The organism is Myxococcus sp. NMCA1, from assembly GCF_026810205.1.
Lineage (GTDB): Bacteria > Myxococcota > Myxococcia > Myxococcales > Myxococcaceae > Myxococcus > Myxococcus xanthus_A.
Genome location: NZ_CP113950.1, coordinates 996,082 through 1,008,130, shown reverse-complemented (window position 1 = coordinate 1,008,130; position 12,049 = coordinate 996,082). Strand labels below are relative to the sequence as shown.

The window sequence follows — 12,049 nt, the reverse complement described above, 5'->3', positions numbered from 1 at the left end:
GTCTTCATGCACGTTCCGGAAGAAAGATGGCGAGCGGCATCCTCGCGCCAACCCACATCCGCTCCAGGCGTCCGCCCTCCCGGCCGCCCTCCTCCCACTTGTTGGTGCACGAAGCGCTACCCATGGATGGGGTTTAACGGTAAGGGGCGCCCCCCATGCGTGCGTGCGGACTCGATTTCGGAACCAGCAACACCGCCGCGGCCCTGCCTGACGGCACGGTGCTGTCCCTGCAACCCCATACCTCGGAGGCCCGTCTCTTCCGCTCCGTCCTCTTCTTCCCGGACGACGAGCAGGACATCTACGCCGGCGCCAACGCCATCCAGCGCTACCTGGAGGACAACACCGGACGCTTCATCCAGTCCGTGAAGTCCTTCCTCCACTCCAGCTCCTTCCGCGCCACCCAGGTGAAGGGGCGCACCTACACCATCGAGGAGCTGGTGGCCGTGCTGTTGCGACGCGTGCGGGACGCCGCCGCGAACTCCATGGGTGGCGCGCCCGAAGCCGTCGTGCTCGGCCGGCCCGCCGTCTTCACGCCGGACCCGGAGGCGGATGCCCTGGCCCAGCAGCGCCTGCTGCGCGCCGCGGAGCTCGCGGGCTTCCAGCACGTCCAGTTCCTCATCGAGCCCATCGCCGCGGCGCTCGCCTACGAGGCGCAGCTCACCCGCGACGAGCTCGTGCTGGTCGCGGACTTCGGCGCCGGCACCACCGACCTCACCCTGATGCGACTGGGCCCCAGCCGCCGCGGCAACCCGGACCGCCGCCAGGACGTGGTGGGCTCCACGGGTGTGCGCATCGGTGGTGACCGCTTCGACGCGGAAATCATGCGCCACAAGCTGCTGCCCCGCTTCGGCGCCGGCTCCACCTACCAGGTGCGCGGCTTCAGCGACAAGCGGCTGCCCATTCCCCAGCACATCATGGCCAAGCTGCTCACCTGGCACGAGATGTCCTTCATCCGGGAGAAGTCGACCCAGGAGCTACTGGAGACCATGCTCAACACGAGCGACCGCAAGGCCGAAATCCAGGCCCTGTACGACCTCGTCATGGACAACCTGGGCTACCGCCTGTTCCGCGCCATTGAAGCGGCCAAGGTGCGCCTGTCCCAGGAAGACACGGCCACGGTGGACTTCGAGGAGGCCCGCATCACCCTCCACGAGCCCATCACCCGCGAGGAGTTCGACACCTTCAGCCAGCCGCTGCTGAACGAGCTGGACCAGTGCACCGCGGGCCTGCTGGAGAAGCACGCGGAGGCGAAGGACATCGACGCGGTGTTCCTCACCGGCGGCTCGTCGCAGATTCCCGCGGTGCGCCAGCTCTACGTGCGCCGCTTCGGCGAAGGGCGCGTGCGCACCGCGGATGCCTTCACCTCCGTGGCCGAAGGGCTCGGGCGCGCCGCGGCGCACCTGTCCGTCTGAGCCGGACGTCCGGGACGGGGCCTATGGGCCCACGTCCACGGTGCGGCTGAGCCACCCCACCCCGCCCCGCCCATCCCGCGCCACCACCCAGATGGTGACGCGCTGGGGCGTGGCGGGGGTGTCGTACGCCGACGTCGGGTCACCCGGCCGGCCTTCCACGGGCTCCTGGGAGCGGAACTCCTTCACCTCGCCGTCGCCAGTGGCGAACCAGCTGAAGAAGACCTGCTCGGGGCGCGGGCCTTCGTCCGTCTCTTCGATTTCGACGCTGCCCTCGGCCAGCACCGGCGTGAAGGTCACCTCGCGCGACACGGGCAGCGGGCCGGTGAGCGGCGCGCCGTCCCACAGGACATCCGACACCACCGGGTTCTGGTTGGGCGTGGTGGTGGCCCGCAACGTCACCCGGCGCACGCCGCGCTCCGTGCCTTCCGGTGTGCCGCTGCCGTCCGTGGCCTCGTAACCGATGAAGAGCGGAATGCCCCGGGCCAGCGCCTCGCGCAGCGCCGGGTCCTCCGGGTCCAGCGTTCCACCGCCACCCGGATTGCCTGTGGCCAGTGCCTCCAGCAACACCGCCTGCACGTTCGGGTCCGAAAGCGACAGCTCGCCGTCCGGCAACGGCACGCTGTCGTCCCCCGGGCACCGCCCGTCATAGGGATTGCCAGTGAAGCGGCACAGCGCGTAGCGGACGGTGACGGGGCGCGCGTCCGGCGTTACCGCCAGCGCGTTGAAAGTCATGGGCCCGGGCAGCGTGGAGGCGTCCGGGTCCACCACCAGCTCGGCGGGCTCCGCCTGGATGGCCAGCACGCGCACGCGCCGGATTTCACTCTGAAGCTCGAAGTCGGGACCGCAGCCGGCGAGCAGCAGCACCACGAGCGCGGGGAGGATGGAACGCATGCTCAGAAGCTCCCCCTGGCGCCGATGATGGGAAGGATGGGCAGTCCTTCGAAGAAAGCGCTTTGGGTGTAGTTGTAGTTGTAGGCGATGCCCTCCACCGCCGGGTTGTTGTAGGCGTTCGTGAGGTCCAGGTAGACGTTGAGCGCCCACTTCTCGAAGGCGAAGTTCTTGTCCACGCGGATGTCCAGCTGGTTGAAGGACGGCAGCCGGCGCGAGTTCACCGCCGCGTAGAGCGGGATGAAGACGTCCGACCCGTCGTCGCGCACCGAACCCACCACCGGCGTCGTGGGATTGCCCGAAGCGAAGCGCATGCGCGCGCCCACCTCCCAGCCCGCCGGCAGCTTGTAGGACGCAATCGCTGTCAGCACGTGCGTCTGGTCATTGTCGAAGAGGCGCCAGCCCACGCCCGGCGCGTCCCGGCGCTCGCTGCGGCTGAGCGTGTAGGAGACCCAGCCGAAGAGCCGGTCCGTCAGCGCGCGGCGCACCAGCACCTCCAGGCCGTAGATGCGTCCCACGCCGCCGTTGCTCAGTCGCTCGGGCACCCGCTGGCCGTTGCGCACCACCGTGGCGTTGGAGCGGACGATGAGCCCGTCCAGGTCGTTGTAGAAGACCTCGCCGCCCACGAACCACTCCGGCCGCGCCTGCCACTCCGCGCCCACGCTGTACTGGAGCGACCGCTTCGCGCGCAGGTCCGGGTTGCCGAAGGCCACGCTCGGCTCATCCTGCACGGGAGGCCCGTGGTAGACGCCCGCGCCGCCCTTGAGCGTCAGCGTGTCCGTCAGGCCGTAGCGGACCGCCAGACGCGGGTTGAAGGTGCGGCGGGCCTGGGTCTGGTCGGTGAAGACGTAGCTCTCCGCGCGCAGGCCCGGCACCAGCAGCAGGCGCGGCACGGGGCGCCAGCGCGCCTCCACCCAGGTGGAGGGGAAGTACTGGAGGAAGTCGCCGTCCGCGGTGAGCACGTCATCGGTGACGGTGGGCGTGGGCGGCTCACCCTCGCGGGAGAGGCCCTGGATGCGCGCGGTGACTCGGGCGAAGTTGCTCACCACGTCGATGCCACCCGCCAGCGTGAGTTCCTCGGCGAAGGCGTACTCCACGGTGGAGCGCAGGTTCAGGTCCGTGGAGGCGATGCGCAGGCCGCGGTCGCCGATGCCGAACTGGACCAGCGTGTTGCCCACCAGGCCGTGCGTGTCCAGGGTGAGCGCGTCCGCGCGGTACTGGTGCCGCAGGCGCAGCTGGTTGAAGCCGGTGGTGACGTTCAGCCCACCGGTGACGGTAGGGTCGTCATCCGCCGGCCGGTCGAAGACGAGCCCCAGCCTGTCTCTGGAGGTGAGGCCCTGCAGCGTGAAGGTGTGGCGCGACTTCGGCTTCCACACCAGCTTGAGCTGCGCGTCGTAGTAACGCGGCGCCACCTGAAGACTGGGGCCGTTGTCGCCCTGTGGCACCAGGCCCAGCACCAGGTCGATGTACGAACGCCGTCCCGCCACCGCGAAGCTCAGCGTGTCGGTGATGGGCCCCTCCACCACCGCGTTGGATTCGATGAGGCTGACGCCCACGGTGGCGTGGAGCCGGTCCGTGCGCGGCTCGCGGCTGCGCACGTTGATGACGCCGCCGGTGATGTCTCCGTAGTACGCGGAGAAGTTGCCGGGCAGGTAGTCCACCGCCTCCAGCAGCTCCGAGTTGTAGACGGAGGTGAGGCCGCCGAAGTGGTAGAGCAGCGGAATCCGCTGGCCGTCGAGGAAGACGCCGGACTCCTGCGGGCCCGTGCCGCGGATGACGAGCTGGCCACCGTTGAAGGCGGGGCGCGCCACGCCGGGCAGGTTCTGCACCACCTTCAGCGTGTCACCCTGGGTGCCGGGGACGCGCTGCACCTCGGCCAGTTGGAGCGTGGTCTGCGTCACCTCCTTGCGCTCGCGCTCGCTGCGCACCACCGTCTCGAACGCGCCGAAGATGCGCTTGCGCACGTAGTACGTGGCGCGCGTCTCCTGGCCTTCAGTGAAGGTCTCCTCGGTGCGGAAGCGCTCGTAGCCGCTCTGCACCACCAGCACCTCGTACGTGCCCAGCGGGATGCCGCGGAAGGAGAAGCGGCCTTCCTCGTCGGTGACGGTGGAGCGCTCCAGCGCGGGCAGCACCACCTCCGCGCCCAGGAGCGCGTCCCGCGTGCCCCGCTCCAGCGCCCGGCCGCTGAAGTTCACTGGAGCCTCGGGCTCCACGGCGGCGGCGTCCTCACCCTCCGGCGGCGGCGGTGGACGGAAGACGAACTGGTAGGCGTATTCGATGCGCACCGGCGCGGGGACATCGTCCACCTCGGCGGGCTCGAACTGGAACTGGCGAACCGCCTCCACGGCGGCCTCGTCGAAGCCGTGGCCGGCGGGCTGGGACACCTCGACGTTGGAGACGGCGCCCGTCTCCGAGATGTCGACCCACATCACCACCGTGCCCTCGAGCTGCTGGGCAGCGGCTTCCGGTGGATAGATTGCCTCCACCTGGCGCATCAGCGCGGGGGGCTTCGTCAGCACGCCCTGGGGCGCGCCGGCGTCGGCATCCGTGACGCCCGCGTCCTGCTGAGCGGCGGCGCCAGTGGCGGCGAGGAGGCAGAGGACGGCGAGAAGGATTTTCATGAGGGGCGCGGGACTCCCGCGCCCCTCCTAGTGCGGCGCCTACTTCGGCGCGAGCACGATTTCGATGCGGCGGTTCAGACTGCGATTCTCCGCCGAATCGTTGGCCGCGATGGGCTGGTACTGCCCATAGCCCGCGGCGGAGAGGAACGTCGGGTCCACGCCAGCGTTCTGGAGTGAACGGACCACCGCCATGGCGCGCGCCAGGCTCAGCTCCCAGTTGGACGGGAACTGACCGCCGCCGGTCGGGACGTCGTCCGTGTGGCCTTCCACGCGGATGATCTTCCCCTGCACCGTCTTGAGCGCGTCGGCGATCTTCTTCAGCGCCTCCTCGCCTTCCTTGCCGACCCGGGCGGAGCCGGAGGCGAAGAGAATCTTGTCCTTGAGCTGGACGGTCATCTTGCCCTTGAGCTCGGACAGCTCAATCTTGCCGTCGGAAATCTCCTGCTTGAGGCTCTGGGCTAGGTTCTCGTACTCGGAGCTGCGCTTCTCCAGCTCCTCCTTCGCCTGGGCCAGCTTCTTCGTGTTGCGCGCCAGCTCGTCGTTGAGGGCGGCCAGCTGGGAGTTCTTCTCCTCCAGCGCGCGGCGCTCCGCGGCGCCCGCGGTGAGGCGGGACTCAGCGGTGCCCAGGCGGGTGTTCAGCGCCTCCCGCTCCTGCTCCAGTTCGGCGATCTTCTCCTCCAGCGCCTTCACCTTGGCTTCGGCGGCCTCGCGAGCACCCTTCTCGTCGTTGAGGCCCTTGGCGAAGTTCTCCGCCTCGAGCGCCTTGGCGTCGAACTTCCCCTGCGAAACGCAGCCCGTGGTGGAGAGCGCGACGAGTGCAGCCAGAACCAACGGTTTCCGCATATGTACGTGTCCTCCTGACACCTGTGAATGAAGCGCCAGCCTATCGCTGGTGGTGCTCCGGGTCAGGAAGAACCTCGCACATATTTTGAGCTGAAACGAATGAATGACTGACGGACAGCCAAGCGTGTCAGTCAGCGCGGAAAAATAGGATGAGAGTCGAGCCAGACGGAGAAGAGTGCGTCCGCGAAGTGCTTGCCGGGGATGAAGACGCCACCGGAGGCGTCTCCTCCGATTTCGAGCCCGACGCCCGGGGTGTAGGTGATGACGAGGTCCTCGCCCTTCTGCACGTCCTTCAGCGACGCGAGCATGATGCGCAGGTGGTTCGCCAGCGGCCCCTGACGCAGGGCGGGGCTGTGCTCCAACCCGTCCCGGAAGCTGCCCACGAGCTGGTCCCGGGAGATGTTTCGCAGGAAGCGGAAGTGGAGCCGCTTCACGGAGTTGGAGTGGATGGCCTCGTGCGTGGAGCGTGGCCGGTCCTCCATGTAGAGGCTCCAGACGTAGACCTTGAAGAAGAGTTGCTTGTGCAGCTCCATGTGGGCGAGTTCGACGGTGCGCCCCTTGAGGTTCAGCGACACCGGCATGTGCACGCCGCCGACCTGCTTCTGTCCCGCCTGCGCAGCGCCCGCGACGAGCAGCATGCCCGCCACGAGACACCGAAGATTTCCACCCCACGCTTGAGTACGCATGCGCCCGACCCCCGACCCCAGACCCCACTGAATCCGACAGGACATACGCTGCACACGCTCCCGAGCACCGCCAACGCCCGGAAGGGCAACGCTGTACGGCAGTGGACGGCAACAGGTCCTGGTGGATCAACGTCGGGCACTCAACCGCGGGGGCCCGCCGGACGGCTCACGGCGCTGGGGTCCGCTCCAGCAAGGCCCCGGCCCACGTCAGGCCGCTGCCCACGACGCTCAGCACCACCGCGTCTCCCACGGCGGGGTCGTCCCAGTGCTCGCTCAGGACGCCGGGCGCGCCCGCGGCGCCGGTGTTCCCCCGGGTGTGCACGTTGAAGAAGTGCCGCGCATCCGGCACCTCACACCGCCGCTGCACGGCCTCCAACATGCGCAGGTTGGCCTGGTGGCCGATGAAGGTGACGGCCCCCGCGCCCTTGTCCGGGTGGCGGTCCATGAAGCGCGTGCGCAGGGCCTGGAACGTCTCCCCCGCACGGCGGATGGCGAACTTCTGCACCTCGCCGCCGTTCTGGGTGAAGTGTCCCATGCGAGGCACGCGCACCTTGTCCGCGCCCGAGGGGTCTCCGGCCAGCAGCGTCTCCGTGAGGTGCCAGCGCCCCGGCACGCGCGGCGACAGGATGGCCGCGGACGCGCCGTCTCCCCACAGCACCGCGCTGGAGCGGTCCGTGTAGTCCACCACGCGCGTGGAGTTGTCCATGTTGACCACCAGCACGTAGTCCGGCAGCCGCTCCGGCCGCATGCCCGCCAGGAAGTGCAGCTGCATGCAGAAGGACGAGCAAGCGCTCTGCAGGTCCACCGCCGGCGCATGGATGTTCAGCAGCTGCGCCACCCGGTTGGACTCGGCGGGAATGCACTCGTCCGGGCTGCATCCGCCCGCCACCACCAGCCCGATGTCGGACGGCTTCAGCCCCGCGCGCTCCAGCGCCATCAGCGCCGCGCGGCGTCCTGTCTCCGCGTTGCTGAAGAGCGCCGCCTCCTGCGCCGCGCGCACGTCGCGGTTGCGCGTCTCCCGCAGGTAGTCCAGCGGCAGCACCGTGTGCCGCGTGCGGATGCCCACGCGCTCCACAATCCACGCATCACTGGTCTCCAGCCCCAGCTCCTCGAAGAAGGCGTTGGTCAGAAGGTTGGGAGGATGGAAGTGGCCGAGCGCGTGCAGATACATTCAGAACCCTCTAACCGCGCAGCCTCCCAAAACTCTGTCAGCCGTCTGTCACGCCTCCGCGCCTTCGCGCACAGCGGGCGGCCTGCCGGGCCATCCGCCTAACGCGCGGCGTCAGTCTTCCGGCCCGTGAGCCGCAGCCGCATCGCGCCCTCTCCGCGCGCCTCGAAGCCCTGCTCGACGGCGTCGTCGGTCAGCTCCACCTTCACCGGCCCGGACAAGGTGAGCTCCAGCAACTGGATGCCCTCCGCGAGGACGGACATCTGCCCTTGCAGCGGAATGGTCATCAGGAAGGGCGCATTGATTTCCTGGCGTGACACCGTCATCGCCACGTCGAAGATGCCCACGGCGCCGCGCGGGTCCTGACGCACTTCGACCAACCGCGCGCGCGTCTGGGTGACGCGAGTGTCATCGTCCTGCTCGTCCACGATTTGCTTCGCGAGCGCATCGGAGAAGCCGTCCAGGGTGGCGCCCACCGCCAGCGGCTTCTTCGGGAAGGCGGACTCCAGCCGGTCGGGCTTGCCGAGCTCCGGCAGGTGCTTCGTCACCTCGGCCTCCTCTTCCTTCGGCACCGGCTTGCCCTTCGCATCCGTGATGACCACGCGCGCCTTCTTCCACTCCGCCAGGTACGTCTTCCCGCTGATGGGGCTCGCCTTGCGCTGGACCTTTCCCTGCTCTTCGGCCACCTCGCCCACGTCGCCGAACGCCATCTTCACCTTGGAGACGACAGTCCCCTTCGCGGCCAGCACCGTCACCGTGTGGCGGCTGGACGAGGTCACCGACATCGCCACCGACATCGGCTTGTCCATGTCCGAAGCGCGCAGGTCGAGCGCCAGCCGCATGTCCACGGCGTTGTCCAATTCCTCCTGGTACCCCACGCGGGCGTTCATCTGCTTGAACTGGATGGTCGGCGCCTTCACCTCGGCCACGGGCGCAGCCGGCGCCGTGGCATGGGCGGCGAGCGGCGCGAGCGAGAGCCCCAGGGAGACGACGAACGGATACACACGGTGCATGTGCTGCCCTCCTGGGACGGCATCCTTTCACGGGCCTCTCGCACGTGTGCCGCTGAAATCGTGCAGTCCGCCAGGAAGCCCATCGTCTGAACCCAGACGGATGGAAGCGCGACCCGCGCCGCCGGGCGGACGGCCCTCCGCCGCGCGCTACAGTTCCGCGAATGAGCGCCGCCCCGGGTCCCCAGGTCCACTTCCGCACCTGCAACCTCTGCGAGGCCATGTGCGGCCTGCGCATCGAGCTGGACGCCGGACGCATCACCTCCATCCGGGGTGACGCGGAGGACCCCTTCAGCCGGGGCCACATCTGTCCCAAGGCCCTGGCGCTGGAGGACCTGCACCAGGACCCGGACCGGCTGCGAGGCCCCATGCGCCGCACCGCCAGCGGCTGGGAGCCCGTCTCCTGGGACGACGCGCTGGATGAGACCGCGCGCCGCCTGCATGCCATCCAGCGGGAGCACGGCCGCGACGCGGTGGGCTCGTACCTGGGCAACCCGAACGTCCACAACCTGGGCAACATGCTGTTCGGCCCGGAGCTGGTGCGCACGCTGCGCTCGCGCAACCGCTTCTCCGCGACGTCCGTGGACCAGCTGCCGCACCAGTTCACCGCCTACCTCATGTTCGGCCACCAGTTGATGGTGCCGATTCCCGACATCGACCACACCGGCTACATGCTCGTGTTGGGCGCCAATCCCCTGGCGTCCAATGGCAGCCTGATGACGGCGCCCGACGTGCGCGCCCGCCTGCGTGCCATCCAGCAGCGCGGCGGCCGCATCGTGGTCATGGACCCGCGCCGCACGGAGACGGCGGCCATCGCCGACACGCACGTCTTCATCCGGCCGGGCACCGATGCGCTCGCGCTGCTCGCCCTGCTGCACGTGGCGGTGGTGGAGCACGCGCCACGCCTGGGGCCGCTGGATGCCTTCACCGACGGCCTGGAGACAGTGTGCGCGCTGGCCCGGGATTTTCCTCCGGAGAAGGTCGCCCCGCACACGGGCGTGCCCGCGCACACCCTGCGCCGCATCGCCCGGGACTTCCTCTCCGCGCGAGCCGCCGTGTGTTACGGCCGCATGGGGTTGTCCACCCAGGCCTTCGGCGCGCTCTGCCAATGGCTCATCACCGTGCTCAACGTGGTGAGCGGCAACCTGGACCGGCGCGGCGGCGCCATGTTCACCCTGCCCGCGTTCGACGTCGTCGGAGGTCCCCGGGCCCTGGCCGTGGGCCGCGGCGGCTTCGGCCGATGGAAGAGCCGCGTGCGCGGGCTCCCCGAGTTCGCGGGGGAATTGCCCGCGGCGGCGATGGCGGAGGAGATGCTCACGCCGGGCCCGGGCCGCGTCCGCGCGCTGGTCACCGTCGCGGGAAACCCCGCGCTGTCCACGCCCGATGGCGCTCGGATGAAACAGGCGCTCGCGGGCCTGGACTTCATGGTGAGCATCGACCCGTACCTCAACGAGACGACGCGCCACGCGCACCTCATCCTCCCGCCGGTGTCACCGCTGGAGCGCAGCCACTACGACATCGCCTTCCACGCGCTGGCGGTGCGCAACACCGCGAAGTACTCACCCGCTCTCTTCGAGCCTGGGCCAGGCAGCCGCCAGGACTGGCAGATTCTGCTCGACCTCCAGCACCGGCTGCTGACGCTGCGCAAGGGCCGCCCCTCCGTACGCGCCACGCTCAAGTACCAGGCCCTGTCCCGTCTGGGTCCGGAGCGAGTGCTGGACCTGGGCCTGCGGCTGGGGCCTTACGGCGCGCGCTTCCACCCGGCGAAGCACGGCCTCAGCCTGGCGACGCTGCGCCAGTCGCCCCACGGCATCGACCTGGGGCCGCTCCAGTCCTGCCTGCCCCGGCGTCTCCAGACGAAGGACCGTCGCATCCACCTGGCGCCGGAGCTGCTGGTGGCGGACGTGCGACGCCTGCAAGCAGCCTTCCCCCAGGACACCGTCCCCGAGCAGAACAGTGGCGAGCTGCTGCTCATCGGCCGGCGGCACCTGCGCGACAACAACTCCTGGATGCACAACGTACCGGGCCTGCTGAAGGGCAAGCCGCGCTGCACGTTGATGATGCATCCGGAGGACGCGGCCCGCCGGGCGCTCGCCGACGGCATGGAGGCCACCGTCACCTCGCGCGTGGGCACGGTGACGGTGCCCATCCACGTGACGGACGAGGTGATGCCCGGCGTGGTGAGCCTGCCCCATGGCTACGGACATGGCCGCCAGGGCACCCGGCTCGCCGTGGCCACCGCCCACGCGGGCGCCAGCCACAACGACCTCACGGACGCGCAGTCCGTTGACGCGCTCTGCGGCAACGCCGCCTTCAGCGGCACGCCGGTGCGGGTGCTACGGGCAGCGGCGCCCGAATCCGCCACACCAGCGGGATGAGCGCCCCCACCAGCACGAACAGCAACTGCACCAGGTGCCCCAGCAGCGCCACCGACATGGCGCGCGCGGCCGTGGTGTCCAGCACGCCCGCCGCCAGCGCGAAGGCGCCGTCACTCACGCCCACCTGCCCCGGCACCAGCGAGCCCACCGCCAGCGCGCACAGGTAGAGGCCCTGGGCGAAGAACGCCTGCACCAGTGAGGTGTCGATGCCCACCGCGTAGGTCAGCACGCCGTACTGCGCCACCTGGAACAGCCGGCTGCACAGGAACGCCAGCATGGGCGACCACGGCAGCAACGGGCCACACCGCGCCGAGGCCTTGAACTGCTCCGCATGGAGCGCCCAGCGGCTGAAGCGGCACACCAGCCACGTACCGGGCCGCTTCGCGCGCATGCACGCGCGCACGCCCACCGACAGCAGCACCAGCAACACGCCATGCGCCAGCATGAGCATCGTGAAGAGGGACATGCCCGTCAGCAGGTAGGACGCCAGCGCGCAGGGGAACGAGATGAAGCCTCCCGCCGCCAGGGACGCCGCCTGCGAGGTCGCCGCCGCCGCGGTGGCGGTTCCCCCGCCCATGTAGGGACTCAGCAGGGCCGCCTTGGTGGCCTCCGCCGCGGCGCGGCCCGCGGGGGCCATGCTGGACACCGCGGTACCGATGAGCTGCGCGCGGGCCAGAATACGCCAGGGCACGCGCCCTGCTCCCGGGCCATAGGCACGCCGCGTGGCCAGCCCGTCCATGCACTGCCGCCCCAGCTCCAGCAGCACCACCCACGGCAGCCAGGGCGCCGCGCCGGACAACACGGCGCCCAGCTCGCGGGGCCCTGCCTTGTGAACCAGCAACGCCAGGGTGCCCACACCCGCCAGCGCGAAGACGGGTCGAAGCCCCACCACCATCCACCGCTTCAGGACCCGCTGCGGCGCCGCTGCTCCCACAGCGCCTGCTGGCGGGGCCAGGGACAACTCCCCGTGCGCGTTGCTCACCATCGACCTCCTCGCCGTCCCGTTGCCCGCAGCGGAAAGTGGGCAGCGTGGACGCGACTGG

Annotated in this window: 9 protein-coding genes; 2 read left to right on the top strand and 7 right to left on the bottom strand. The window is 69.9% G+C overall.

All coding sequences use genetic code 11. From position 1 onward, the window contains the following. Window positions 1–155 precede the first annotated feature (155 nt). Entirely contained in the window at window positions 156–1,412 is a 1,257-nt protein-coding gene (locus tag OZ403_RS04420; protein WP_140787562.1) for an Hsp70 family protein, read from the top strand. Between the two features lie 21 nt (window positions 1,413–1,433). On the opposite strand, the gene OZ403_RS04415 is transcribed toward OZ403_RS04420, so the two are convergent. From OZ403_RS04415 to OZ403_RS04390, 6 genes are all read right to left on the bottom strand, one after another. Continuing rightward, window positions 1,434–2,303, bottom strand: a complete 870-nt coding sequence (locus tag OZ403_RS04415; protein ID WP_140787561.1) for a hypothetical protein — start codon at window positions 2,301–2,303, stop codon at window positions 1,434–1,436. 2 nt (window positions 2,304–2,305) lie between these two features. Further along, window positions 2,306–4,921: a TonB-dependent receptor domain-containing protein gene (locus tag OZ403_RS04410; protein ID WP_268783548.1), complete on the bottom strand. Its 2,616-nt coding sequence runs from the start codon at window positions 4,919–4,921 to the stop codon at window positions 2,306–2,308. Between the two features lie 39 nt (window positions 4,922–4,960). After that, window positions 4,961–5,764 (bottom strand): OmpA/MotB family protein, encoded by an 804-nt coding sequence (locus OZ403_RS04405; protein WP_011550976.1) that lies wholly within the window; start codon window positions 5,762–5,764, stop codon window positions 4,961–4,963. Between the two features lie 131 nt (window positions 5,765–5,895). Beyond that, window positions 5,896–6,450 (bottom strand): chalcone isomerase family protein, encoded by a 555-nt coding sequence (locus OZ403_RS04400; protein ID WP_140787558.1) that lies wholly within the window; start codon window positions 6,448–6,450, stop codon window positions 5,896–5,898. A gap of 166 nt (window positions 6,451–6,616) precedes the next feature. Beyond that, window positions 6,617–7,621 carry a 3-oxoacyl-ACP synthase III family protein gene (locus OZ403_RS04395; RefSeq protein WP_268783547.1) on the bottom strand — a complete coding sequence of 335 codons (1,005 nt, stop codon included), beginning with the start codon at window positions 7,619–7,621 and terminating at the stop codon, window positions 6,617–6,619. A 98-nt stretch (window positions 7,622–7,719) separates the two neighbouring features. Further along, window positions 7,720–8,631 (bottom strand): hypothetical protein, encoded by a 912-nt coding sequence (locus tag OZ403_RS04390; protein ID WP_268783546.1) that lies wholly within the window; start codon window positions 8,629–8,631, stop codon window positions 7,720–7,722. A 161-nt stretch (window positions 8,632–8,792) separates the two neighbouring features. Between OZ403_RS04390 and OZ403_RS04385 the strand changes: the two genes are divergently transcribed. Continuing rightward, window positions 8,793–11,006 carry a molybdopterin-dependent oxidoreductase gene (locus tag OZ403_RS04385; RefSeq protein WP_268783545.1) on the top strand — a complete coding sequence of 738 codons (2,214 nt, stop codon included), beginning with the start codon at window positions 8,793–8,795 and terminating at the stop codon, window positions 11,004–11,006. On the opposite strand, the gene OZ403_RS04380 is transcribed toward OZ403_RS04385, so the two are convergent. Continuing rightward, the gene (locus OZ403_RS04380; RefSeq protein WP_237078043.1) at window positions 10,942–11,991 is read right to left on the bottom strand and encodes a lysylphosphatidylglycerol synthase domain-containing protein; all 1,050 of its coding nucleotides are present in this window, start codon (window positions 11,989–11,991) and stop codon (window positions 10,942–10,944) included. The genes OZ403_RS04385 and OZ403_RS04380 overlap by 65 nt on opposite strands. Window positions 11,992–12,049: the final 58 nt, after the last annotated feature.